Origin of the sequence: Ralstonia pickettii (genome assembly GCF_030582395.1) — a bacterium.
GTDB classification, from domain to species: Bacteria; Pseudomonadota; Gammaproteobacteria; order Burkholderiales; family Burkholderiaceae; genus Ralstonia; species Ralstonia pickettii_D.
In genome coordinates this window covers 1,683,560-1,707,637 of the sequence record NZ_CP104381.1, presented here as the reverse complement: position 1 = coordinate 1,707,637, position 24,078 = coordinate 1,683,560, and the positions used below count along the sequence as shown (strand labels likewise).

Below are 24,078 nucleotides of genomic sequence, written 5' to 3'. Positions count from 1 at the left end.
AATGGCACGTGAAGTGGTGGTGGTCAGCGGCGTTCGTACCGCAATCGGGACGTTTGGCGGCAGCCTGAAGGATGTGGCGCCGTGCGAACTGGGCGCGCTCGTTGTGCGCGAGGCGCTGGCCCGCGCCGGTGTGAAGGGCGAGGAAGTCGGCCACGTGGTGTTTGGCCACGTGATCAACACCGAGCCGCGCGACATGTATCTCTCGCGCGTGGCCGCCGTCAACGGCGGGGTGTCGGCTGAAACGCCTGCATTCAACGTCAACCGGCTATGCGGCTCGGGCCTGCAGGCCGTGGTGAGCGCCGCGCAAACCGTGCTGTTGGGCGACGCCGATGTCGCCATCGCTGGCGGTGCAGAAAGCATGAGCCGCGCGCCGTACCTCGCGCCTGCCGCCCGTTGGGGTTCGCGCATGGGCGACGCCAAGATGGTCGACATGATGCTCGGCGCGCTGCACGACCCGTTCCACACGATCCACATGGGCGTGACCGCGGAAAACGTCGCCCGTGAATTCGGCATTAGCCGCGAGCAGCAAGACCAGACCGCGCTGGAATCGCATCAGCGCGCATCGCGCGCCATCCAGGCCGGCTACTTCAAGGACCAGATCGTTCCTGTGACCATCAAGTCGCGCAAGGGCGATATCCAGTTCGATACCGATGAGCACGTCCGTCACGACGCGACCATCGAGGACATGACCAAGCTCAAGCCGGTCTTCGCGAAAGAAAACGGTACGGTTACAGCGGGCAACGCTTCAGGTCTCAACGATGCAGGCGCGGCGCTGGTGTTGATGGAGCGCTCGGTGGCCGAGAAGCGCGGGCTCAAGCCTCTGGCCCGGCTGGTCTCGTATGGCCATGCTGGCGTGGACCCGAAGATCATGGGCATCGGCCCGGTGCCGGCCACGCGCAAGGCGCTGGAGCGCGCGGGCCTGTCGGTCAAGGATCTGGATGTGATCGAAGCCAACGAGGCATTTGCTGCCCAGGCTTGCGCGGTGACGAAGGAACTCGGCCTGGATCCGGCCAAGGTCAATCCGAACGGTTCCGGCATCTCGCTCGGCCACCCGATCGGCGCAACGGGTGCCCTGATCACGGTCAAGGCGCTGCACGAACTGCAGCGCATCGGTGGTCGCTACGCGCTGGTGACCATGTGTATTGGTGGAGGACAGGGCATTGCGGCGGTGTTCGAACGCATCTGAACGCATTTTCTCGATCGAGCGTCTGAGTTGGCCAACCGGCGCGCTGTTTGCGCTGGTACTGGCCGCAGGCGTGGCGCCGGTGTCTGCGCAGACACCGGCTGCCAACAATGGCTACGACGTGTCGACCGGCAGCACGAACGTGCAGCCCGGCGACTTGGGCCTGAACCGCGCCATTGCCGATGGCGACAAGCGCCGCGCCCAGGCGATGAAGGGCGACAACGGATTCTCTGCCCAGACCACGCCGCTCCATGTGCTGCAACCGCAGCCCGACTACGCGAAATATCCCGTCTATACCGGCGTGATCGGCGACATGCCGATCCGCATGCGTCTTGGCCGCAAGGCCGGTGAGATCGACAGCGTCCACGGCGAATACGTTGTGGGCAACGCGGCGGGCGTGCGCCTGGTGACCGGTGAATATGAAAACGGCGGCTTTCTCATGGAGGAGTCCGATGACGGCACGCACGTCACCGGCACGTGGGAGGGCGCCATCGACGGCCACGGCATTGTGCGCGGCACCTGGACGGACGTCTCCCACGATGGTCATACGCTGCCGTTCGTGTTGCGGCCCGTCGCCGTGGTCGTGATTCCGCCGTACGATGCGGCTGCCAACAGCAATGCGGCCACGCCGGCCACACCGATGACGCCGCTGGTTCCTGCCGGGCCGGGTCAGATCGCACCGCCGGCCGGCAATCCAACACGATCCAGCGCGCACTGGTAAGCCACCCGAAATCGCTCATACGCCATCAAACAGGAAACCACGTGAACGACGACACCAAGCTCCCGCCGATGTTTCCCGCGACCCAGGCGGTACACCCGGAATTGCAGATCCCGCCGGGCTTTGCAGCGTTCTCGCATGCCACGCATCGTGCGTCGACCGTGGTGTTCAAGAATCTTGCCGATATGCGCGCCTTCGGCAGCGGCAGCGTGGTGCACTGGCGCTATGGCCTGCATGCCACGCCAACTTCCGACACGCTGTGCCAGGCCCTTGCGCAGATCGAGGGCGGTTCGCACACGCTGCTGCTGCCTTCCGGGCTGGCGGCGATTTCGCTGGTGTACTTCACGCTTATCAAATCCGGCGACGACGTGCTGATTCCAGACAACGCCTATGGCCCGAACCGTGACCACGGCGAATGGATGGCGCGCCAGTTCGGCATTACCGTGCGCTATTACGATCCGATGATCGGCGCCGGCATTGCCGACCTGATCCGTCACAACACCAAACTCGTGTGGCTCGAAGCGCCGGGTTCGGTGACGATGGAGGTGCCCGATTGCACGGCCATCGCCGAGGTGGCGCGCAAGGCCGGCGCCATTACGGCAATCGACAACACGTGGAGTGGAGGCGTGTATTACCAGCCTTTCGAGCACGGTATCGACATCTCCGTGCAAGCGCTGACCAAGTACCAATCGGGCGGCAGCGACGTGCTCATGGGTGCCGCCATCACGAATGACGAAGCGCTGCACCACAAGCTGCTGGCCACGCGGATGCGCATGGGCTGGGGCGTTTCGGCGGACGATTGCTATTTCGTGCTACGTGGCCTGCCGAGCCTTCCGACGCGTCTGGCTGCCCACGACGCGCACGCCCGCGAAGTGGCCGAATGGCTGGCGGATCGGCCGGAAGTCGTGCGCGTTCTGCACCCGGCGCTGCCGGATTGTCCGGGCCATGAAAACTGGAAACGCGACTTTACCGGCGCGAGCGGGTTGTTCTCGATCGTGCTGCACGAGCGGTATTCGCTGGCGCAGATCGATGCCTTTATCGAAGGCCTGCGTTACTTTGCGATCGGTTTTTCCTGGGGCGGGGCGCACAGCCTGGCGCTGCCGTACAACATCCCGTCGATGCGCACAGCGACCGCCTGGCCGCCGGCTGATTGGGAGAACGCGGGCGGTTTCGTGCGGCTGTATATCGGGCTGGAAGATCCGCGTGATTTGATTGCGGATTTGAAGCAGGCGATGGAAACGCACCTGGCGGCTTGACCGTTCAGGCTTCAGAAGGCGGTGTGACGGGGCGTGCGAGCTGATCGAAGCGCCCCGTTTTCAATGGTCGTGGCTACAGCGTTTCAAGCAGGCGCGCAATGGCTTCAGGCGATGGCAATTGACCTTGCAGCTCCTTCGGCAAGCTCTTGGTGATGGCGTAGGTCGCCACACCAATCGGTTTCCTTGCGTCGCGCAGTGCGTATTCGACGATGGTGCGCTTCTTTTCCTTGCACAGAATGATGCCGATGGATGGATTTTCGTCGTCCTGTCGGACCTGTTCGTCGAGCGCGGCCAGGTAGAACTGCATCTTGCCGACGAACTCGGGCTCGAATTTGCCGATTTTCAGTTCGATGGCGACTAGCGAACGCAAACGGCGGTGGAATAGAAGCAGATCGATGAAATACTCGTCGCCCTCGACTTCAAGCCGGTATTGGCTGCCCAGGAAGGCGAACATGCCGCCCATAGCGCGCAGGAAATCTTCGATGCGGGTGATGAGTGAGCGCTCCAGCTCCCGTTCGCTGTGCTGGGCGCCGAGTTCGAGAAAATCGAAGGCGTATTCATCTCTGACCGCCAACTTGGCTTGCGCGCGGAGGGCCGGCGTCAGTGCTTGGTCGAAATTGGTCTGGCCGAGGAGCGACTTTTCGTAGCTCTGGTTATCGATTTGATGTGCCAGAACGTTCTTCGACCAGCCGAATTTGCGGGTCATGCGCAAGTAGAACTCGCGTTCTTGAGCGTCTTTGCAGCGCTCAAGAATGAGCAGGTTATGACTCCAGCCAATGTCTCGCACCAGCGGTGCGAGTTTTGCGGCGTTGCAGTAGGTCTCGAAGAAGCCCTTCATCCGCCACAGGTTCGATGCGGAAAAGCCGCCCGTGCCGGGGAAGCTCGCCTGCAGGTCTGTGGCGAGCTGCTGCACGACCGCTTTACCCCAACCCTCGGTTTGCTGCCGCGCCACGATCAGTTGGCCGATGTCCCAATACAGGCCCACCAGTTCTTTGTTGACCGCCCGTAGGGCAGCATATTGCGCAGCCTGGATGCGCGCCCTGATCTCGGTGAGCAGGGCTGCGTAATCCTGCGCATCTACCGTTTCTCGCACCACCGGTGCGAGTTTTCTGTGGGCAGGCGGGCGTGTCGCCATCGCGGCTTATTGCTGCGGAAACAGATTCAACAACCCATCCAGGCCGACAACGTTGAACGCCACGTCGGCCTGTGCCTGCACGATGGGCTTGGCGCGGAACGCGACCGACAGGCCCGCCACGCCCATCATCTTCAGATCGTTCGAGCCGTCGCCCATGGCAATCGCGTTGTGCGGCGACACGCCCAGTTCCTGGCAGAAGGCCTTGAGCGTCTGCGCCTTCACATCCGCGTTGACGATCTCGCCGAGCACGCGGCCGGTCAGCTTGCCGTCGACAATCTCCAGTGTATTGGCGCGCGTGCGGTCCAGGCCCAAACGCTCCTGCAGGCGCGAGGTGAAGAATTCGAAGCCGCCCGACACCAGCAGCGTGCGAATGCCCAGTGCCTGCACGGCCTTGAGCATCTTTTCCGCGCCAAGGGAGAGCTGCAGGCGCTCCGCGTAGACCCGCTCCAGCACGCTTGCATCCAGGCCCTTGAGCAGTTCGACGCGACGGGTCAGGCTCTCGTTGAAATCCTTGATCTCGCCCCGCATCGACGCTTCGGTGATGGCCGCCACTTGCGGCTTCAGCCCGCAGAAATCTGCGATTTCGTCGATGCACTCGATCGTGATCAGCGTGGAATCCATGTCCATCGCCAGCACGCGGAAATCACCAAACGTCCATTCGTCGGGAATCCATGCGTAGTCCATCTTCAGGTGGGCGCAGATGGCATCAAGCTGGACGCGTAATTCGCTGGGCAGTTCGTGCACCCATTCGATGGCCGCGACGTTGGGGGCACGCATCTCGTAGGTGGCGCTGCCGAACAGGCTGCGGACGGATTCAATGTCGCCGGTGGACAGCGGCGACGGGCTTTGCAGAATGACGGGCATGGAGTGATGGGAGCGGGGGAGCGAGCAGTTCGGCGCCGGGGAAGCGCAACATTGTAGCGAACGCCCCGGAGAGAATGCGCCCCACCAAAAGGTGAGGCGTTGCTGTGTAGGCGTTAGGCGGACGCGGTTTCGACCATCAGGCTGCGCGCCACCTTGGCGAGAAAGCGGTCGCAGGCGTCGAGCTGGGCGAGCTCGACGTATTCGTTGGCCTTGTGCGCCTGTTCGATGTTGCCCGGGCCGCACAGTACGGCCGGAATGCCGGCGCGCTGGAACAGGCCGGCTTCCGTGCCGTAGGCGACCTTGCGCTTGTCGTTATCTTCGGTCAGCACACGCACCAGCTGTGTGATGGCGGCTTGCTCCGATGCGTCCAGCGAAGGCGCAGCGGCAATCTCGTCGAGTTCGATGTGGGCGTCAGGATGCTCCCGCTGCATGGCGGGCTCGATGGTTTCGCGCGCATAGCGCTCGACGCGCGCGCGGATGGCCGGCGCATCCACGCCTGGCAGGTTGCGGAATTCAAACACCAGCTCGCACAGCGCGGGGATCGTATTCAGCGCAATGCCGCCGTGGATGAGGCCCGTCGATGCCGTGGTGAACGGCACGTCAAACGCCTCATCGAACGGGCCCTTGGCGCGGAATTCATCGGCCAAGTCACGCACGAAACAGATGATGCGCGCGGCGTATTCGATGGCATTGACGCCCTGCGGCGTGAGCGACGAATGCGCGGCGCGGCCATGCACCCGGCAGCGGTAGGCGTTGATGCCCTTGTGCGCGACGATCGGGCGCATGGAGGTGGGCTCGCCCACAATGCACCCGGCGGGCTTGATGCCGCGGGCGATCAGATCTTCGATCATGCGCGGCGCGCCTACGCAGCCGACTTCCTCGTCGTATGACAGCGCAAGGTGCACAGGCTCGCGCAGCCTGGCCTGCAGCAGGGACGGCACCAGCGCCAGCGACGCGGCAATGAACCCTTTCATATCGCACGTGCCGCGCCCGTATAGCTTGCCGTCGCGCACTTCCGGCGCAAACGGGTTGCTGTCCCATTTCTGGCCATCCACCGGCACCACATCGGTATGGCCCGACAGCACGATGCCGCCGTGCACGCTGCCGTCCGCTGCCGGAATCGTGGCGAACAGGTTGGCCTTGTTGGCATCGTCGTTATGCGACAGATGCGATTCGAGACCGACGCCGCGCAGGTAGTCGCGCACGGTTTCGATCAGCGCCAGGTTGGAGCCGCGGCTGGTGGTGTCGAAACTGACGAGCTTGGTTGTCCAGTCGAGGGTGGAGAACGGGGTGACGGCGGTGCTCATGATGGTGTCCTTGTTCTGATCGGCGGATGCTACCGGATCACGCCAATTGCCGCATGGCATGACGGATGGTCTGCGTCAGCGCGGCGAATTCGGCCGGAATGTTTTCGATGCGCAGGCGATCCTGCCCCGCCAGCTTGATCTGCCGGTTCTTCTGCACGAGATCGATGATCTTGATGGCGTCGACAGGCGGGTTCGGGATGAACTGCAGCGTGACGGCGTTCGCGCCGGTGTCGATCTTGCGGATGCCCAGCGGCGCGGCGGCAATGCGTAGCCGGTGCGTTTCGATGAGCGATTGCGCCTGCGGCGGCAGCTTGCCGAAACGGTCGATCAGCTCCTCCTGGATATTGTCGATCGTCTCGCTGCTTTCGCAGTTGGCCAGACGCTTGTACAGCGACAGGCGTTCCTGCACGTCGCCGCAATAGTCTTGCGGCAGCAGGGCCGGCGTGCCAAGGTTGATCTCGGTCGTGGCCGCGAGCGGCGCCATCAGGTCGGGTTCCTTGCCGGCCTTGAGCGACTTCACCGCCTGGTTGAGCATGTCGGTGTAGAGCTGGAAGCCGATCTCCGAAATCTCGCCCGATTGCTTGTCGCCCAGCACCTCGCCGGCGCCGCGTATTTCCAGATCGTGCATCGCCAGGTAGAAGCCCGCACCGAGTTCTTCCATCTGCTGAATGGCTTCAAGGCGGCGCTGTGCCTGCTTGGTGAGGCCGTCGACGTCGTGCACGAGCAGGTACGCATACGCCTGGTGGTGCGAGCGCCCGACGCGACCGCGCAACTGGTGCAACTGCGCCAGGCCGAATTTGTCGGCGCGGTGGATCAGGATCGTGTTGGCGGTCGGCACGTCGATACCGGTCTCGATGATCGTCGTGCACAGCAGGATATTGGCGCGCTGCGCCACGAAATCGCGCATCACGCGCTCCAGCTCGCGCTCGTGCATCTGGCCGTGGGCGACCACCACGCGCGCTTCCGGGATCAGCTCCTCGAGCTTGGCGCGCTTGTTCTCGATGGTCTCGACCTCGTTATGCAGGAAGTAGACCTGCCCGCCGCGTTTCAACTCGCGCAGGATGGCCTCGCGCAGCACGCCGTCTTCCTCGCGGCGCAGGAACGTCTTGATGGCCAGCCGCTTTTGCGGCGCGGTGGCGATCACCGAGAAATCGCGCAGGCCTTCCAGCGCCATGCCCAGCGTGCGTGGGATCGGCGTGGCGGTGAGCGTAAGAACGTCCACCTCGGCGCGCAGCGTCTTGAGCGCTTCTTTCTGGCGCACTCCAAAGCGGTGTTCCTCGTCGATGATGACGAGCCCCAGGCGGTCGAACTTCACGTCCGGCGAGAGCAGCTTGTGCGTGCCGATCACGATGTCGATGGTGCCGGCGTTGATGGCCTCGATCGCGGTGTCGATTTCCTTCTTGTTCTTGAAACGCGAAATCTCGGCAATGCGCACCGGCCAATCTGCAAAGCGGTCGACCAGCGTCTGGTAATGCTGTTCGGCCAGCAGCGTGGTCGGGGCCAGGATGGCCACCTGTTTGCCGCCCATCACCGCAACAAATGCGGCACGCAGCGCGACTTCCGTCTTGCCGAAACCGACGTCGCCGCAGACGAGGCGATCCATCGGCTTGCCCGACGTCATGTCGGCGATTACTGCCGCAATGGCGGCGGCTTGGTCTGGCGTTTCGTCAAAGCCGAAGCTCTCGGCAAACGTGGCGTAGTCCTCGGGCGTGAGCGGGAACGCGAACCCCTGGCGCAATGCGCGCCGCGCGTACAGGTTCAGAAGCTCGGCGGCCGTATCGCGAATCTGCTGCGCCGCCTTGCGCTTGGCCTTTTCCCATTGGCCGGAGCCGAGCGAATGCAGCGGTGCGGTTTCCGGGTCGGCGCCGGAGTAGCGCGAGATCACGTGCAACTGATGCACCGGCACGTAGAGCTTGCTGCCCTTGTCGTAGTCGAGGTGCAGGAACTCTTCCTCGCCATTGCCCATGTCGATCGACACGAGGCCCTGGTAGCGGCCGATGCCGTGTTCGCTGTGCACCACCGGGTCGCCGATCTTCAACTCGGCCAGATCGCGCACCATCGAATCGACGGCGGTGGCCTGTTCCTGCTTGCGGCGACCTGCGCGACGCACGGTTTGCGCGTACAGCTCAGTCTCGGTGATGAGCGCGACGCGTTCGTCGCCGAGGATGAAACCCTGGTAAAGCGGAGCCACGCCGAGCACGAACTTGGCATCGCCGCTCATCAGGTCGGCGAAGTCCGCGACGCCTTCGGGGTGCAGGCCGCTGGCGGCCAGCATTTGCGCAAGCGTTTCGCGACGGCCTGCGGATTCGGCGCAGATCATCACGCGGCAATTGCTGCGCATCAGGAAAGACTCGAGATTGACCAGCGGGTCTTCTGCGCGGCGGTTGACGGCAACGTTCGGCAACGGCAGCGAAAGCGGTGCATCGCCGGGCTCTGCGCGCAACACCAGACGCGCGTGCGGCTTGGCAGCGACGAAGAACGCCTCTTCGTCCAGATACAGCGCCGACGGCTGCAGCAGCGGCCGCTCGCGGTCGTGTCGCATGAAGTTGTAGCGCTGCGTGGTGTCGGCCCAGAAGCGTCGCACCGCGCCTTCGATGTCGCCGACGAAGGCAAGGTGTGTGGCGCCCGGCAGGTAGTCGAACAGCGTCGCGGTCTCTTCAAAGAACAGCGGCAGGTAATACTCGATGCCGGCGCTCGGCACGCCGTTGCCGATGTCCTTGTAGATTGGCGAGCGCGTCGGGTCACCTTCGAACACCTCGCGCCAGCGACCGCGGAAGGCGGTGCGCGACGCCTCGTCCATCGGAAACTCGCGGCCCGGCAGCAGGCGGACTTCGTTCACCGGGTAGAGGCTGCGCTGCGTGTCCGGGTCGAACGAACGGATGGTCTCAATTTCGTCGCCAAACAGGTCAAGCCGGTATGGCAGCGGCGAGCCCATCGGGAACAAGTCGATCAGGCCGCCGCGCACGGAATATTCGCCCGGGCGCATCACGGCGCTGACGTGCTCGTAGCCGGCCAGGGTAAATTGCGCTTTCAGCGCAGCCTCGTCCAGCTTTTCGCCCTTCTTGAAGAAGAACGTGTAGGCAGCCAGGAACGATGGCGGCGCCACGCGTTGCAGCGCCGTGGAAGCCGGTACGAGCAGGATGTCGCACGCACCGTTCTGCAGGTCATGCAGCGTCGCCAGCCGTTCGGAGATCAGATCCTGGTGCGGCGAGAAATTGTCGTACGGCAGCGTTTCCCAGTCCGGCAGCAGCTTCACGCGTGCCTGCGGGGCAAACCAGCGTAGCTCCTCCGCCAGGCGCTGGGCATCGACGGCATTGGCGCAGACCACCGCCAGCATCGGCACGGTGGCGCGATGCTGCTCGAGGTAACGCGCCAGCAGCAGGGCATCTGCCGCACCCTGCAGGCCACTGAAGACGAAGCGCGAGCCCGGTTTGACGGCGGGCAGGGCGGAGAGCGAAAAATCGGACATGAGGCGTGAGGTTGTGTAGGGCACGACTGCAAGACAAAGCACGACACCCCGCCGGCATGTGCAGGCGGGGTGTCGTGACGCAGACCGCTATTATAAAATCCGCGCCAGCCGCGCGCTTGGGCGAGGCAAAACCCACGCAAACGCTGCGCCCACGTTCACTTTCCCGCCTGTCATGTCGATTTCCCACCCTGGCCGACGCCGTTTTGCGCTGATTCCCTCGGCCGGCACCGGCTCGCGCGCCGGCGGCGATCTGCCCAAGCAATACCAGGTAATTGCCGGGTGGCCGATGCTGTGGCACACGGCACAGGCATTCCTGGCCAGCCCCGAAATCGACTCTGTGCTGGTGGTGACGACACCCGGCGCACAGCCGCTCGTGCAACGCTTTCCCGACGCGGGTTTTAACGCAGCGAGGCTGGTGGAGGTCGATTGCGGTGGCGATTCGCGCCATGCATCCGTTACGCACGGGTTGGCGGCATTGCGCGGCCTCGGCGCACACGATGACGACTGGGTGCTCGTGCATGACGCGGCGCGCCCGGGCCTGACGCCGGGACTGATCGCGCGTTTGGTCGCGGCGGTGGAGGCCGAAGGCACGCAAGCTGCGGGGGGCATCCTTGCGCTGCCCGTGGCCGACACGCTCAAACGCGCCGATGCAGCCCAGCACATCGACGCGACCGTGCCGCGCGACGGCCTGTGGCAAGCGCAGACGCCGCAGATGTTTCCACTCGGGCTGCTGGAGCGCGCCTTGCGGGAAGCGCTGCTGCAACATCGCATCGTCACCGATGAAGCCAGCGCGATTGAAGCTGCCGGTCACCCGCCGCTGCTTGTGCCGGGGGCATTGCGCAACTTCAAAGTGACGTATCCCGATGATTTCGCGCTCGCCGAGGCCATCCTCGCGCAGAGCGCACCACCCGACGAGGCATCGCAAGCATGAACTGGATGGACATCCGCATTGGCCAAGGTTACGACGTGCACGCGCTGGTGGAGGGCCGCAAGCTGATTCTCGGCGGCGTGGAGATTCCGCACACCCGTGGCCTGCTCGGTCACTCCGATGCAGACGCGCTGCTGCACGCGATTACCGACGCGCTGTTCGGCGCCGCCGGGCTGGGCGACATCGGCCGGCATTTTCCCGACACAGATCCGGCGTTTGCCGGCGCCGACAGCCGCATGCTGCTGCGCGAAGCCGTGCGCCGCGTGCACAAGGCCGGCTACGCGGTCGGTAATGTCGACGCGACCGTCATCGCGCAGAAGCCGAAGCTCGCGCCGCACGTGCCGGGCATGGTGGCGAACCTTGCCGAAGACTTGGGCATTGCGCCCGAGCGTTGCAACGTCAAGGCCAAGACGAATGAGAAGCTCGGCTTCGAAGGCAAGGAGGAAGGCATCGTTGCGCAGGCGGTGGTGTTGATCTATCGCGCAGAAGCCGCCGAGCAGGACTGAGTTCGCGTCGCCATCACGGCAAGGCAAACGGCAGCGACGGAGCAGTCCGGGCTGCCGTTTTTTGTTTGTGCCATCGACGCGACTATTCGGCCGCGATGACCTGCGCCACCGCGTTGATCACAGCCGCGATACGACCCACATCGCGCAATTGCTGCGCGCTCATGCCCTGATGATTCTTCAGCAAGTCGTAGTGCGATTTGATGCAGAAATGGCATTTGCCGATGATGGACGCGGCGAGGGCGTACATCTCGAACCGGCGCTTGTCGACGCCGCCATTGTTGGCGTAGGCGTTCATGCGCAACTCCGCTTTCTGCTGCGCGAGGTCGGAATCGTCGGCCATCTCGACGTACGGATACCAGACGTTATTCATGCCCATGAGGGCGGCGGCGGTCAGCGCGCCGTTCACCTCCTCGGGCGATAGGACCCCGGCATTGCGGATGGCATCGGTCAGCACTTTGCACTTCGTGGCAAAGGCGGCCGCCAACGCGACGCCCACGGCGTCATTGCCCTCCAGCGACGACCGCGCGATCGTGCCGTCCAGGTTCAGGCGGATGTCTTTGGCGTAGTCGGGAATCCGGCCTTTGAGCGTCTGCAAAAATTCCATTGTTGTCTCCCATCAGCGCGCACTGAAAAGAAAGCCCGCGCAGGGGCGGGCTTCAGCTTTGGAGTGTGCTGCGTGGCCGTTAGAGCGTCGAGCCGCCGACTGCGCGGTTGCAAGGGCACAGTTCGTCCGTCTGCAGGCCGTCGAGAATGCGCAGCACTTCGTCCGGATTACGGCCCACGTTCAGGTTGTTGACCGACACGTGCTGGATGACATTGTCCGGGTCGACGATGAAGGTGGCGCGCAACGCAACGCCAGCCTCATGCTCGCGTACGCCAAGCTGGTCGACCAAGGCACCCGTCGAGTCTGCAAACGACCACTGGTTGAGCTTGTTCAGGTCTTTGTGCTCGCGGCGCCATGCGAGCTTGACAAATTCATTGTCGGTCGAGCCACCAAGCACGATCGTGTCGCGGTCGGCAAAGTCGTCGTTCAGTTTGGCGAAGGCGACGATTTCGGTCGGGCAGACAAAGGTGAAGTCCTTCGGATAGAAGAAGATGACTTTCCATTTGCCCGGGAACGAGGTTTCGGTGATGTCTTCGAACGCCGACTCGCCGTTCTCTTCGTGATTGTTGAACCCGGGCTTGACGCCGACGACCTTGAACGGTTCGAGCTTGTCACCAATGGTCTTCATGAGCTTCTCCTGGAGTTGTGTGGCAACGGGTACGGAACCCAGACGGGGACTTGCAGACACACGCTCACCGGCCGTCCGGGTTCGACGCGGTAAACGGACGGAGACGAAGAACGCGCAGGCGCACAGCCTGGCGGCTGGAGTATTGGCGATGATTTCAAAACCGGCCAATTGAAATTCTCAACGCGAGCCATAGCGCTGCCTGCCGCCACACGTTATCGGCGGCGCATGACAGTGTTGGGAAGCAGGGGGTGTGCCCGGAAGTAGGTGCCGCGCGGTGTGCCGAATCAGGCACGCGCGTAACAGGCGCTGACGAGCAGCCCCGTTTCGGGCGGTGTGCGGTTCTCAAGCACGAGGCGGCCGCCGCTGCGCTGCAGGATGCGATTGACGATCGACATGCCCAGCCCGGCGCCCTTGGCTTCGCTGCGTGCCGATTCAAGGCGGTAGAACGGCCGGGTGAGTAAGGCAAGCTGATCCGTCGGCACACCCGCGCCCCGATCTGCCACGCACAACACAACCTCGTTGCCTTGCAGGAATGTGCTGACGGTAATCTCGGCGCGGTTCGTGCCCGGCGTCTTGCCGTAGCGCCGTGCGTTTTCGATCAGGTTGTCGAGAATGCGCTGCGTTTCCATGCGGTTGCAGCGGGCGATGGCCTCGGGCGCGAGTTTGAGCGTGAGGTCGATGTCGTCGTGTGCGGAGTAGACGGGCGCCGTGTCGCGCACGAGTTCGGTCAGGTCGACGTCTTCGAGCATCTCGCCGCTGGGGCGCGCGTAGTCGAGGAACTGGCCGATGATCGCGTCCATCTGCTCGATGTCGGCCACCATCAGTTCGCGCGTCTGTTCGTCGACGGGGCTCATCTCGGTTTCCAGGCGCAGACGTGTGAGCGGCGTGCGCAGGTCATGCGAGATGCCGGCCAGCATGACGGCGCGGTCGGCCTCAAGCTGCTTGAGGTCGCGCACCATCTGGTTGAAGCTGTGATTTGCCTGCGCCACTTCGGTGCCGCCGCCTTCGGGCAATGCCTTCGGGTCCTCTCCGGCGCTGATGGCGCGCGCCGTGTCGGCCAAGCGCTTGAGCGGCTGGTTCACGCGTGACGTAATGAACGCCGCGCCCAGCACCGACAACACCAGCGCCGCCATCGACCACCACAGCCATTGCAAACCAGGCACGTGTTCGAAACGGTCCGGACTGATGGCGACCCAGTAGTCGTCGCCCTCGATCTGGAAGCTGACCCACACGCCCGGGATGTCGTTGACGGCCGTGGCGATCACCGCGTCGGCACCGAGCCGGTTGCGGATTTCCTTTTGGACAAGCTGCGTCAGGTACGGGTTGGTGTGCGGCTCGCGATATTCGTCTTCCTTCTCGCGCGGGTAGACCTTGATGCCCTCGTTCTGCACGAGATCGAGCAGCAGGAAGCGGCGTCGTGACGGATCGGAATACAGCAGCGCCGCGCGCGTGAGCTTGACCACGCTGACGACCTGCATGGCGATCTGCTGGGCGCGCGGCTCGCGTTCGAAAATACGGAAGCTCTGGAACCATACGCCCAGAGAGATCGCGATCAGCAATGCGATCAGCATGAAGGTTCGCCAGAACAGCGAGCCAAACACACTGATCAGCAGACGCCGTAACGCGGCCGGACGCGGGATGCGCAAGTCGGATGCGGAAGAGAAAGGTTGCTCGGGCGCTTACTTGGCGCCGTCGGGAATGAACACGTAGCCCAGGCCCCACACGGTCTGGATGAAGCGCGGGTTGCTGGCGTCCGGTTCGATCAGCTTGCGCAGGCGCGAAATCTGCACATCAAGGCTGCGGTCGAACACTTCGTATTCGCGGCCGCGCGCCATTTCCATCAGCTTTTCGCGCGATAGGGGTTGGCGCGGATGGCGTGCAAACACCTTGAGCACGGAGAATTCACCCGTCGTGAGGGTGATCTCTTCGTCGTTTTTCTTGAGCGTGCGCGTGGCCAGGTTGAGGACGAAATCGCCAAAGGCGAACGTTTCCGGCGTCTCGGACGGCGCACCCGGGATTTCGGCGGGGCCGCGGCGGCGCAGCACGGCGTGGATGCGCGCGATCAGTTCGCGGGGGTTGAAAGGCTTGGGAAGGTAATCGTCCGCGCCCATTTCAAGGCCGACAATGCGGTCGACGTCTTCGCCCTTGGCGGTAAGCATGATGATGGGCGTTTGATCATTTGCGCCGCGCAGGCGACGGCAGATCGACAAGCCGTCTTCACCCGGCATCATCAGGTCAAGCACGAGCAGGTCGAAGCGCTCGCGCAGCCAGAGTTTGTTCATGGCCGTGGCGTTTTCCGCCACCAGCACGGTGAAGCCCTGTTCCCCCAGGTAACGGCGCAGCAGGTCGCGCAGGCGGGGGTCGTCGTCGACGACGAGAATCTTTTGACCGGAATTTTCCATGGCGCTAATGGTAACGACAAAAACATGGGCCCAATCGACAACAGGAGGCGGTAATAGCCCAATTGAAACAGACGGTTACATTATTTACCGAGTCACGCGAACAGTCTGTAGGACGCGCAGCTACACTGCCTTGGCAGTTCCTCGCAACGGTTTGGGGTCTGTTGCCCCCCGTGGAGGGGACTGGCGTGCAATGCGGTTGCCTGTTATCGATTGTCGCGCAATGATGCATGGCGCATCGGTTTCCAGCAACAAAGACGTGGCTTCTCAACTCCCTTTTTCGAATCGCTCGGTGATGTTTCGGCGGCGCGCGGCGCTGTTGACCTGTGTTCTTGCCCTCTGTGCGGCCGGCTCGCAGGCGCACGCGCGCAGTGAACGCGGTGGCTTTGGCGGATTCGGCGGTTTTTTCGGCGGCGGTCATACGATGCAGGCCGGAGCGCAGGAAAAAAGGGGCGGGCAGGGTCCGGCGCGCGGCCATGGCGGCGAAGAACACAGTCGCCGTGCCGCCGCGATGGAAAACCGTCGTGGAGAGAATGCCGATCGAGGGTCTGCGCAACGCAAGCTGTCTCCCGAGGAACGCAAGCAATTGCGTCAGAACATCTATGACGTCACGCGGGATATCTACCATCGTGGCGGCTAGGTAGGGGCCGAGGAACGGCGCACGAGTCGCTGCCCCGGTAAAGCAGTAGGATCGTTTCGGGGGACCGACATGCGAATCCATAGCACCACGATCTTCTTGGCGCTGGCCGCCGCCGGCGCGCTTTCACTGCAGACCGCCTACGCGGCAACGCAGACCAAGCCGCATCGACACACTGCGCAAGCCAAGGCGCCGGCCGCCGACGAGCAACGCCTCGACCGCGACGATGCGCGCTATTTCCTCACCCGCGTCGGCTTTGCTCCATCCGAAAGCGAACTCGACGCCTACGCCGGACTCACGCACCGCGAAGCCGTCGACCGGGTGCTCGCCCAGACGGGCACCGTTGCCACGCAACCGCCCCCGGCGTGGGTGAACGAGCCGATCGTCCCCTACAACAAGCTGCCCGACGAGGATGCCCGCAAGGCGGCGCGCCAGAAAAATGCTGCGCACGAGCTGGAATTGCGGGCCTGGTGGATGGGCGAGATGATCAAGACGCCGTCGCCGCTGACAGAGCGCATGACGCTGTTCTGGCACAACCATTTCGTTTCCAGTTCGCAGAAGGTGCCGTTCGCGCAATTGATGTATCGGCAAAACGTGCTGCTGCGCCAGAACGCGGTGGGCAACTTCGGCACGATGCTGCACGCGATCGGCAAGGACCCGGCGATGCTGATTTACCTGGACGGCGCCGAGAGCCGCAAGGGCAAGCCGAACGAGAACTTCGCGCGCGAGGTGATGGAGCTGTTCACGCTGGGTGAAGGCCATTACACCGAACAGGACATCAAGGAAGCCGCGCGCACCTACACAGGCTGGAGCATCGACCGCGAACACGATTTCACCTACATCTGGCGTCCGCAGATTCACGACACGGGCGTGAAGACGGTGTTTGGCCAGAGCGGCGATTACGACGGCGACCAGATGCTTGACATCCTGCTGTCTCGCCCCGAGACGGCCAACTTCATCGTTACCAAGCTTTGGCGCGAGTTCACTTCGCCTGACGTAGATGCGGCACAGGCGCAGCGCGTGGCCGATGCGTTCCGGGCAAGCGGCTACGACATCAAGGTGGCGTTGCGCGAGCTCTTCCTCACCCCGGCGTTCTGGGCGCCGCAATCGCGCGCAACGCTCGTGAAGTCCCCGGTGGAAATGATCGTCGGCACGCTCAAGCAGTTCAATGTGCAGTACACCGACCCGACGCCGTTTGCCATCAAGTCGGCGCAGCTTGGGCAGAACCTGCTGGCCCCGCCCAATGTGAAGGGCTGGCCGGGCGGCGATGCGTGGATCAACGCGACGACGTTGCTGGGACGCAAGCAGTTCCTCGACCAACTCTTCCGCTCGACGGAAATGAAGGCGCCGGCAGCCCAGCAGCAGGCCCAGCAACAGAGCCAACAACAGAAGCCCGGCATGATGATGGCCGCCATGCGCGAAGACCTGAAGCAGGGCGGCGCCGTGCAGGGTCTGGGGCAGGCGCTCAAGGGCATGGGCCAGGAGGGCCGCTTCAAGCTGGCGCAGTCGCAGACGATGGTGTCGTTCAACTCGGCCAAATGGCTGGCGCAGTTTGGCGCGGATGGCGATGATCCGCCGCAACTGGCCCCACGCATTTCGATCCAGCGCGCCGTCTTGCCCATCGAGCCGACCGCGCCGATTCCCGTCAAGCTGGCCGGTACGGCGTACCTGCGCACGCTGATGATGGACCCGGCTTACCAATTGAAGTAGCGCCATCGCTGCAGGAGCACACATCATGGAACGTCGCGATTTTCTGAAGGCAGGCGCCATGCTCGGCATGGGTGCCGCGGTCCCGGGGATTGTCTTTGCGCAAGGGCAAGACAAGCGCAAGGGCTACGGCAATCTGCTCATCCTCATCGAACTGAAGGGCGGCAACGACGGGCTGAACACCGTGGTGCCGTACACAAGCGCGCAGTATTACGCGCTGCGCCCGCGCATCGCCATCAAGCGGGAGCAGGTGCTGCAGCTGGATGACCGCTACGGGCTGCATCCGTCTTTGCAGGCGATGATGCCGCTGTGGCAGGCGGGGGAATTGTCGGTGGTGCAGGGGTTGTCGTATCCGCAGCCGAATCTCTCGCACTTTCGCTCGATCGAGATCTGGGACACGGCCTCGCGCTCCGACCAGTACCTGCGCGAGGGCTGGTTGACGCGTGCGTTTGCCGCGCGGCCCGTGCCGCCATCGTTCGGCGCCGATGGCGTGATCATCGGCACTGCTGATCTTGGCCCGCTCGACGGCGGCGCACGTGCCGTGGCGCTGGCCAATCCCGATGCGTTTCTCAACGAAGCCAAACTGGCGATGCCTTCGCATGCCATGGGCAACGCCACGCTGGCGCACGTGCTGAAGGTCGAGTCGGACATTGTCAAAGCCGCCGACGGTCTGCGTCCGAAGTCCGGCAAGTTCGCGTTCCAGACGCATTTTCCGGACGGCGGGTTCGGTAACTCGATCAAGGCGGCGATGCAGGTGGTGGCAGCACCGGGCCGTGGCGGTGCGGACGTTGCCGTGGTGTGCCTGTCGCTCGGCAGCTTTGATACCCATACCAATCAGCAAGGCACGCAGGCGAACCTGTTGCGGCAGTTGGGCGAAGGCATCGCTTCACTCAAGAGCGCGTTGACGGAGTTGGGCCGCTGGAACGACACGCTGATCGTCACGTATTCGGAGTTTGGCCGCCGCCCCCGCGAAAACCTGAACAACGGTACGGATCATGGCACGGCTGCCGCCCATTTCGTGGCCGGTGGCCGCGTCAAGGGTGGGCTGGCCGGGCAGGGCCCGGTGCTGGAACGGCTGGACGGCGGCGGCAATCTCGACCCGTCGGTCGATTTCCGCTCGCTTTACGCCACGGTGCTGGAGCGCTGGTGGGGGATGGATTCGCAGCCCGTGTTGGCTGGGCGGTTTGCGCCACTGGACCTCATCAAGGCCTGATCAAGCGCGGATCTGTGTCTTCCAGGCCAGCCAGAGCTTGCGCAGCGGCGTCAGGTCCGTACGCTGCGTGAGCACCTGGAAGCCGTCGGCTTCCACCTCGTCGAGCAGCCGCATGGCCAGCACGCCGCGAATCAGCGCTGAACGCTGCGCGCGGCGGTCTTCTGCCGGCAGCGCGGCAAGTGCTTCCTTGTAGGTCGCGCGGGCACGCTCGGCCTGAAATGCCATCAACGGCTTGAAGCCCTCTGCATACCGGCGATTGAACAGATCGGCGGCGGGTACGTTGAACCGCTGCAGTTCGTCGACGGGGATGTAGACGCGGTTATGGCGCACGTCTTCGCCCAGGTTTCGTATGAAATGGACAAGCTGTTCGGTTAGCGCCATCAGCCGCGCGAACTCCAGCGTGCGTGCATGCGTCTGTCCGGCGATGCGAGCCGTCAGCCGGCCTGCCACGCCCGCCACCTGATCGCCGTGACGGCGCAGGTTGGGCCAGTCCAGGTAGCGGTTCTGCATGGCGTCTGCCTCGACGCCGGCCAATAATTCGCCCAGATGCACGGCGCCGATATCGTAGCGGGCCAGATGCGGCTGCAATGCCTTCGCCGCGGGGTGCTCAGGGCGGCCCTCGAACAGCCGCGCCAGTTCCTGCCGCCACCACTGCAGCTTCGATTGAACGACCGCCGGATCGCTCGCGTCGCGTACGGCGTCTTCCAGTTCGCGGCGTACGGCTTCCAGCGCGATGGTCGCGCGGCGGCGTTCGGGCGCCAGAAACAATACGCTGTAGTACACGTCGCTGCCGGGCGGTGCCGCTTTGTCGGCGCAGTAATCGTCGGGGGTCACGGGAAGGCCGTTCTGGTGAGGTTTGAAGCAGGGCGGCCATTCTACAGCGCGTTGCGGTGCAGCATGCCGTAAAGCCTTGCCTGGGCACCTGCCGAGAAAAGTCAATCAGACGCGGCCGTGTCGTTGACCCTGCGCATTGCCGTGGGTATATTACTGACCGGTCAGTTATTTACTGAGAGCGTGTCATGCCAGCGTTGCGTTTGCCGTACCCGCATTCCGACTTCACCGGTTTCTCCGACACGCGGTCTCGGCCGCGCAGGCGTTCATTGCCGACAGCGGCATCGGCGGCTTTGCTGACCGGCGCGGCGCTACTGGCCGGCTGCAGCAAGGAGCCACCCAAGGCGCCCGAGGTGCGCCCGGTGCGGACCATGACGGTGACCAGCGAGCAGGGCGCCGGCACCGCGGAATTCTCCGGCGACGTACGCCCGCGCATCGAATCGCGCCTGGGCTTCCGCGTACCGGGCAAGATCGTCGCCCGGCTCGTGGACGTTGGCGCCACCGTCAAGAAAGGCCAGGTGCTTGCACGGCTGGACCCGACCGATCTGGCGCTTGCCCAGCAATCGGCCCAGGCGCAGTTGTCGGCGGCCAAGACCGATCGCGATCTGGCCGCGGCTGATCTGAAGCGCTACTCCGAACTGTTCGCCAAGGGCTTCATCAGCGCCGCGGAACAGCAGCGCCATCAAGCCAACTATGACGCCGCGCAAGCCCGCTACGAGCAAGCCGGCGCCGGCTACCGCAACCAGGTGAATCAAGCCGGTTATGCCACGCTTGAAGCCGACGCCGATGGCGTAGTGACCGGGGTCGACGCCGAAGTCGGGCAGGTGGTGTCCGCGGGTCAACCGGTCGTGCGTGTGGCCCAGACGGCCGAGAAGGAAGTCGTGGTCGGCATTCCCGAGGATCAGGTGGACACGCTGCGCAAATCACCCGAGGTGAGCGTGAAGCTGTGGGCCGATCAGTCGCGCAGCATTCCGGCCAAGGTGCGCGAGATTGCGCCGGCAGCCGACCCGGTCACACGCACGTACACCGTCAAGATTTCGGTACCGAATCCACCGCCGGAACTCAAGCTTGGCATGACCGCAGCGGCCACCTTTGTGCGGCCCGGCGGCGGTGGCGATAGCGGCGGCATGGGCGTGCGGGTGCCGATGAGCGCGCTGCTCCAGGATCAAGGCAAAAACGTGGTCTGGCTGTACGACGCCGCATCGCAAACGGTGAAGCCCGTGCCGGTGACGGTGGGCGCGCCACGCGACAACGTGCTGCTGGTGACGAGCGGGCTGCAACCCGGCCAGACCATCGTGACCGCCGGCGTGCACCTGCTCAAGGCCGGCCAGAAGGTGATGCCGATGGCGCCGGCCGATCAGCCGTCGGCGCAGTCCGCCATCACGCCGCGCCGGTAAGCCGCATCCGGCTCCCGCCCCAACACGCCAACCTTCGCGCGTATGGAACATTCCCGTTTCAACCTGTCACGCTGGGCGCTTGAACATCAGCCGCTCACGCGCTTCTTGCTGGTGGCGCTGTTGCTCGGCGGCATCTTTGCGTATTCCAAGCTGGGGCAGGACGAAGATCCGCCCTTCACCTTCCGCGCGATGGTCGTGCAGGCCTTCTGGCCCGGCGCCACGGCCGAGCAGATGTCGCGCCAGGTAACCGACAAGATCGAGAAGGCGCTGCAGGAGGTGCCATACGCTTGGAAGATCCGCAGCTACTCCAAGCCGGGCGAAACGCTCGTCACCTTCCAACTGGCCGACACGTCGCCCGCCAAGGAAACGCAGCAGCTTTGGTACACCGTGCGCAAGAAAGTGGGCGATATCGCGCCTACGTTGCCGCAAGGCGTGCGCGGGCCGTACTTCAATGATGATTTCGGCGACGTGTATGGCTCGATCTATGCGCTGTCCGCCGATGGCTTCACTTATCGCCAGCTCAACGACTACGCCGATGCGATCCGCCAGCAGCTGCTGCGCGTGCCCAACGTCGCCAAGGTCGAACTGCTGGGCGATCAGGACGAAAAGATCTACATCGAGTTCCAGCAGGCCAAGCTGTCGCAGATGGGTCTGGACATCAACAGCATCGCCACGCAGATCAGCCAGCAGAACAACATCGGCCCCAGCGGTGTGCTGGTCACGCCGACCGACAACGTGCAGATTCGCCTGTCGGGCCAGTTTTCGGACATCCGCGATCTGGAGAACTTGACGCTGCGCGGCCCCGGCGGCACCACGAATATCCGCCTCGGAGACATCGCCACCGTCAAGCACGGCTACGTAGACCCGCCGCACGCCAAGATGCGCTTCAACGGCAAGGAGGTGATCGGCCTGGGTATCTCGATGACCAAGGGCGGTGACATCATTCAGCTCGGCAAGGACTTGCGCGCCACGGTCGACAAGATCCGCGCAAAGCTGCCGATGGGCATCGAGATGCAGCAGGTGCAGAACCAGCCGAAATCGGTGCAGAGTTCGGTGGGCGAGTTCGTGCACGTGCTGATCGAGGCGGTGGTGATCGTGCTGGGCGTGAGTTTCCTCTCGCTCGGGTTGCATACCAAGCCGAAGCTGCGCATTGACGTTTGGCCGGGCTTGGTGGTGGGCCTGACGATCCCGCTGGTGCTGGCGGTGACGTTCCTGTTCATGAACATCTTCGACATCGGGCTGCACAAGATTTCGCTTGGTGCGCTGATCATTGCGCTGGGCCTGCTGGTGGACGACGCGATCATCGCGGTCGAAATGATGGTGCGCAAGCTGGAAGAGGGCTTCTCCAAGATGGAGGCGGCCACCTTCGCGTACACGTCGACCGCCATGCCGATGCTGACCGGCACGCTCATCACCGCCACGGGTTTCCTGCCGGTGGGGCTGGCGCGTTCGACGGTGGGTGAATACACGTTCGGCATCTTTGCGGTGACGGCACTGGCGCTGGTGCTTTCGTGGTTTGCGGCGGTGGTGTTTGTGCCGTACCTCGGTTTCCTGCTGCTGCGGACGAAATCGCATGTGGAGGGCGGCGGGCACCACGAGCTGTTCGACACGCCGTTCTACAACCGCTTTCGCGGCTGGGTGAACTGGTGCGTGGAGTACCGCAAGACGGTGATCGTCATCACGCTGGTGGCCTTCGGGCTGGGCGTGTTCGGCTTCAAGTATGTCGAGAAGCAGTTCTTCCCCGACTCCAGCCGCCCGGAACTGATGGTCGAGCTGTGGTTGCCGGAAGGCTCCAGCTTCAACCAGACCGAAACCGAAGCCAAACGCTTTGAAGCCCTGATGCGCAAGGAGCAGAACGTTGACAGCGTGACGCTGTTCATCGGCTCGGGTGCGCCACGCTTCTACCTGCCGCTGGACCAGATTCTTCCGCAGACAAACGTGGCGCAGGCCATCGTGATGCCCACTTCGCTGGAGGCGCGCGAGGGTGTGCGGCAACACGTCATTGGGCTGCTGAAGTCGCAATTCCCGCATCTGCGCGGCCGCGTGAAACTGCTGCCGAACGGGCCGCCGGTGCCGTATCCGGTGCAGTTCCGCGTGATGGGCCCGGACATTGGCGGGGTGCGCAAGATTGCCGATCAGGTCAAGGCCATCATGAGCGCCAATCCGAACACCGTGGGCGTGAACGACAACTGGAACGAGAACGTCAAGGTGCTGCGCCTGGACATCGACCAGGACAAGGCGCGTGCGCTGGGTGTGTCGACCGGTTCCATCTCGCAGGTCACGCAGACGGTGATGTCCGGCGCGCCCATCGCCCAATACCGCGACGGCGACAAGCTGCTCGACATCGTGATGCGGCCGCAGGAGGACGAGCGCAACACGCTCGACGCACTGCAGCGCGTGCAAGTCCCGACCAGCAGTGGTCGCACGGTGCCGCTGACGCAGGTGGCGCGAGTTGGTTTTGCGTGGGAACCCGGCGTGATCTGGCGCGAGAACCGCGACTACGGCATCACCGTGCAATCCGACGTGGTGGACGGCGTGCAGGGCCCGACCGTCACGGCGCAGATCAATCCGTTGCTTGATAAGATTCGCGCGGACCTGCCGCCGGACTATCAGATCAAGATTGCCGGCGCAGAAGAGGAAAGTGCTAACGCGGGTGCGTCCATCGCTGCACAAATGCCGCTGTGCATTTTCATCATCTTCACGCTGCTGATGCTCCAGCTGCACAGCTTCTCGCGCTCGGTGATGGTGTTCCTGACCGGCCCGCTGGGGCTGATTGGCGCGGCAGCCACGTTGCTGCTGCTGCGCGCGCCGATGGGCTTTGTTGCGCAACTCGGTATTACGGCGCTGATCGGGATGATCATCCGGAATTCGGTCATTCTGGTGGACCAGATCGAGCAGGATGTGGCGGCCGGCGTGCCGACGTGGAATGCCATCGTCGAAGCGGCCGTGCGTCGTTTCCGGCCGATCATCCTGACCGCGGCGGCGGCGGTGCTGGCAATGATTCCGCTGTCGCGCAGCGTGTTCTGGGGCCCGATGGCCGCCGCCATCATGGGTGGCCTGATCATCGCCACGGTGTTGACGCTGCTGTTCCTGCCGGCGTTGTATGCGGCGTGGTTCCGCGTCAAGCGGCCCGATGCGCAAGCGGCCGCCCCGGCGGTCTGACGTTTGCGCGCAGGCAGCGGGTGCAAGGGAGGGGACTCGAACCCGTACACCTAGTCAAATCGGGTAGGGGATGGAAACCCCCCAACGACTGCGATATAATCGCGGGCTTCCTTTCCGGCGCCTCCGCTCAGGGG

Annotated in this window: 19 protein-coding genes; 10 read left to right on the top strand and 9 right to left on the bottom strand. The window is 63.9% G+C overall.

The genetic code is table 11. From position 1 onward, the window contains the following. The first annotated feature begins 1 nt into the window (after window position 1). Genes bktB through N5B55_RS08150 form a run of 3 tightly spaced genes read left to right on the top strand, consistent with a single transcriptional unit; the run spans window position 2 to window position 3,157 of the window. Window positions 2-1,186 carry a beta-ketothiolase BktB gene (bktB, locus tag N5B55_RS08160; protein ID WP_065856356.1) on the top strand — a complete coding sequence of 395 codons (1,185 nt, stop codon included), beginning with the start codon at window positions 2-4 and terminating at the stop codon, window positions 1,184-1,186. Then, entirely contained in the window at window positions 1,161-1,904 is a 744-nt protein-coding gene (locus N5B55_RS08155) for a hypothetical protein (RefSeq protein WP_065856354.1), read from the top strand. Before bktB ends, N5B55_RS08155 begins: the two co-directional genes overlap by 26 nt. Before the next feature lie 41 nt (window positions 1,905-1,945). Continuing rightward, window positions 1,946-3,157: a cystathionine beta-lyase gene (locus tag N5B55_RS08150; protein WP_304539725.1), complete on the top strand. Its 1,212-nt coding sequence runs from the start codon at window positions 1,946-1,948 to the stop codon at window positions 3,155-3,157. A gap of 73 nt (window positions 3,158-3,230) precedes the next feature. Here the strand turns inward: N5B55_RS08150 and N5B55_RS08145 are convergent, their stop codons facing one another. The 4 genes from N5B55_RS08145 to mfd form a co-directional block, all read right to left on the bottom strand. Next, window positions 3,231-4,292 carry a PDDEXK nuclease domain-containing protein gene (locus N5B55_RS08145; protein ID WP_304539724.1) on the bottom strand — a complete coding sequence of 354 codons (1,062 nt, stop codon included), beginning with the start codon at window positions 4,290-4,292 and terminating at the stop codon, window positions 3,231-3,233. Between the two features lie 6 nt (window positions 4,293-4,298). Beyond that, window positions 4,299-5,156 carry a phosphoserine phosphatase SerB gene (gene serB, locus N5B55_RS08140; protein ID WP_065856350.1) on the bottom strand — a complete coding sequence of 286 codons (858 nt, stop codon included), beginning with the start codon at window positions 5,154-5,156 and terminating at the stop codon, window positions 4,299-4,301. A 113-nt stretch (window positions 5,157-5,269) separates the two neighbouring features. Then, window positions 5,270-6,463 carry an acetylornithine deacetylase gene (gene argE / locus N5B55_RS08135; protein WP_304539723.1) on the bottom strand — a complete coding sequence of 398 codons (1,194 nt, stop codon included), beginning with the start codon at window positions 6,461-6,463 and terminating at the stop codon, window positions 5,270-5,272. Between the two features lie 37 nt (window positions 6,464-6,500). Further along, the gene (gene mfd, locus N5B55_RS08130; RefSeq protein WP_304539722.1) at window positions 6,501-9,932 is read right to left on the bottom strand and encodes a transcription-repair coupling factor; all 3,432 of its coding nucleotides are present in this window, start codon (window positions 9,930-9,932) and stop codon (window positions 6,501-6,503) included. Window positions 9,933-10,104: 172 nt separating this feature from the next. Between mfd and ispD the strand changes: the two genes are divergently transcribed. Together ispD and ispF are read left to right on the top strand one after the other, a co-directional pair. Next, complete coding sequence (ispD, locus tag N5B55_RS08125) at window positions 10,105-10,863, top strand: 2-C-methyl-D-erythritol 4-phosphate cytidylyltransferase (protein ID WP_304539721.1); 759 nt, start codon at window positions 10,105-10,107, stop codon at window positions 10,861-10,863. Continuing rightward, window positions 10,860-11,366: a 2-C-methyl-D-erythritol 2,4-cyclodiphosphate synthase gene (gene ispF, locus N5B55_RS08120; RefSeq protein ID WP_012762071.1), complete on the top strand. Its 507-nt coding sequence runs from the start codon at window positions 10,860-10,862 to the stop codon at window positions 11,364-11,366. Before ispD ends, ispF begins: the two co-directional genes overlap by 4 nt. A gap of 82 nt (window positions 11,367-11,448) precedes the next feature. On the opposite strand, the gene N5B55_RS08115 is transcribed toward ispF, so the two are convergent. From N5B55_RS08115 to ompR, 4 genes are all read right to left on the bottom strand, one after another. Next, window positions 11,449-11,970 (bottom strand): carboxymuconolactone decarboxylase family protein, encoded by a 522-nt coding sequence (locus N5B55_RS08115; RefSeq protein WP_154206875.1) that lies wholly within the window; start codon window positions 11,968-11,970, stop codon window positions 11,449-11,451. A 79-nt stretch (window positions 11,971-12,049) separates the two neighbouring features. After that, complete coding sequence (locus N5B55_RS08110; RefSeq protein WP_027681312.1) at window positions 12,050-12,598, bottom strand: peroxiredoxin; 549 nt, start codon at window positions 12,596-12,598, stop codon at window positions 12,050-12,052. Between the two features lie 284 nt (window positions 12,599-12,882). Beyond that, window positions 12,883-14,244: an ATP-binding protein gene (locus N5B55_RS08105; RefSeq protein ID WP_304539720.1), complete on the bottom strand. Its 1,362-nt coding sequence runs from the start codon at window positions 14,242-14,244 to the stop codon at window positions 12,883-12,885. Between the two features lie 33 nt (window positions 14,245-14,277). After that, a complete protein-coding gene (gene ompR, locus N5B55_RS08100) occupies window positions 14,278-15,000 on the bottom strand; it encodes an osmolarity response regulator transcription factor OmpR (protein WP_004627064.1) in 723 nt (240 codons plus the stop codon). Between the two features lie 190 nt (window positions 15,001-15,190). Here ompR and N5B55_RS08095 point away from each other — a divergent pair, with 190 nt between their 5' ends. The 3 genes from N5B55_RS08095 (at window position 15,191) to N5B55_RS08085 (ending at window position 18,554) form a co-directional block, all read left to right on the top strand. After that, complete coding sequence (locus tag N5B55_RS08095) at window positions 15,191-15,637, top strand: hypothetical protein (RefSeq protein WP_065856337.1); 447 nt, start codon at window positions 15,191-15,193, stop codon at window positions 15,635-15,637. 69 nt (window positions 15,638-15,706) lie between these two features. After that, on the top strand, window positions 15,707-17,344 hold the full coding sequence (locus N5B55_RS08090) for a DUF1800 domain-containing protein (protein WP_304539719.1): 1,638 nt from the start codon (window positions 15,707-15,709) through the stop codon (window positions 17,342-17,344). Window positions 17,345-17,369: 25 nt separating this feature from the next. Then, window positions 17,370-18,554 carry a DUF1501 domain-containing protein gene (locus N5B55_RS08085; RefSeq protein ID WP_304539718.1) on the top strand — a complete coding sequence of 395 codons (1,185 nt, stop codon included), beginning with the start codon at window positions 17,370-17,372 and terminating at the stop codon, window positions 18,552-18,554. Here the strand turns inward: N5B55_RS08085 and hpnD are convergent, their stop codons facing one another. Continuing rightward, a complete protein-coding gene (gene hpnD, locus N5B55_RS08080) occupies window positions 18,555-19,388 on the bottom strand; it encodes a presqualene diphosphate synthase HpnD (RefSeq protein ID WP_116576591.1) in 834 nt (277 codons plus the stop codon). A 185-nt stretch (window positions 19,389-19,573) separates the two neighbouring features. Here hpnD and N5B55_RS08075 point away from each other — a divergent pair, with 185 nt between their 5' ends. Next, entirely contained in the window at window positions 19,574-20,782 is a 1,209-nt protein-coding gene (locus N5B55_RS08075) for an efflux RND transporter periplasmic adaptor subunit (protein WP_065856328.1), read from the top strand. Window positions 20,783-20,824: 42 nt separating this feature from the next. Further along, window positions 20,825-23,944: an efflux RND transporter permease subunit gene (locus N5B55_RS08070; protein WP_065856326.1), complete on the top strand. Its 3,120-nt coding sequence runs from the start codon at window positions 20,825-20,827 to the stop codon at window positions 23,942-23,944. Window positions 23,945-24,078: the final 134 nt, after the last annotated feature.

What these genes read in the sequence shown, in the direction of transcription:
- bktB (WP_065856356.1), top strand. Translation starts at nt 2, where the DNA reads ATGGCACGTGAAGTGGTGGTGGTCAGCGGCGTTCGTACCGCAATCGGG.
- N5B55_RS08145 (WP_304539724.1), bottom strand. Translation starts at nt 4,292, where the DNA reads ATGGCGACACGCCCGCCTGCCCACAGAAAACTCGCACCGGTGGTGCGA.
- serB (WP_065856350.1), bottom strand. Translation starts at nt 5,156, where the DNA reads ATGCCCGTCATTCTGCAAAGCCCGTCGCCGCTGTCCACCGGCGACATT.
- argE (WP_304539723.1), bottom strand. Translation starts at nt 6,463, where the DNA reads ATGAGCACCGCCGTCACCCCGTTCTCCACCCTCGACTGGACAACCAAG.
- mfd (WP_304539722.1), bottom strand. Translation starts at nt 9,932, where the DNA reads ATGTCCGATTTTTCGCTCTCCGCCCTGCCCGCCGTCAAACCGGGCTCG.
- ispD (WP_304539721.1), top strand. Translation starts at nt 10,105, where the DNA reads ATGTCGATTTCCCACCCTGGCCGACGCCGTTTTGCGCTGATTCCCTCG.
- ispF (WP_012762071.1), top strand. Translation starts at nt 10,860, where the DNA reads ATGAACTGGATGGACATCCGCATTGGCCAAGGTTACGACGTGCACGCG.
- N5B55_RS08115 (WP_154206875.1), bottom strand. Translation starts at nt 11,970, where the DNA reads ATGGAATTTTTGCAGACGCTCAAAGGCCGGATTCCCGACTACGCCAAA.
- N5B55_RS08110 (WP_027681312.1), bottom strand. Translation starts at nt 12,598, where the DNA reads ATGAAGACCATTGGTGACAAGCTCGAACCGTTCAAGGTCGTCGGCGTC.
- ompR (WP_004627064.1), bottom strand. Translation starts at nt 15,000, where the DNA reads ATGGAAAATTCCGGTCAAAAGATTCTCGTCGTCGACGACGACCCCCGC.
- N5B55_RS08095 (WP_065856337.1), top strand. Translation starts at nt 15,191, where the DNA reads ATGCGGTTGCCTGTTATCGATTGTCGCGCAATGATGCATGGCGCATCG.
- N5B55_RS08090 (WP_304539719.1), top strand. Translation starts at nt 15,707, where the DNA reads ATGCGAATCCATAGCACCACGATCTTCTTGGCGCTGGCCGCCGCCGGC.
- N5B55_RS08085 (WP_304539718.1), top strand. Translation starts at nt 17,370, where the DNA reads ATGGAACGTCGCGATTTTCTGAAGGCAGGCGCCATGCTCGGCATGGGT.
- N5B55_RS08075 (WP_065856328.1), top strand. Translation starts at nt 19,574, where the DNA reads ATGCCAGCGTTGCGTTTGCCGTACCCGCATTCCGACTTCACCGGTTTC.
- N5B55_RS08070 (WP_065856326.1), top strand. Translation starts at nt 20,825, where the DNA reads ATGGAACATTCCCGTTTCAACCTGTCACGCTGGGCGCTTGAACATCAG.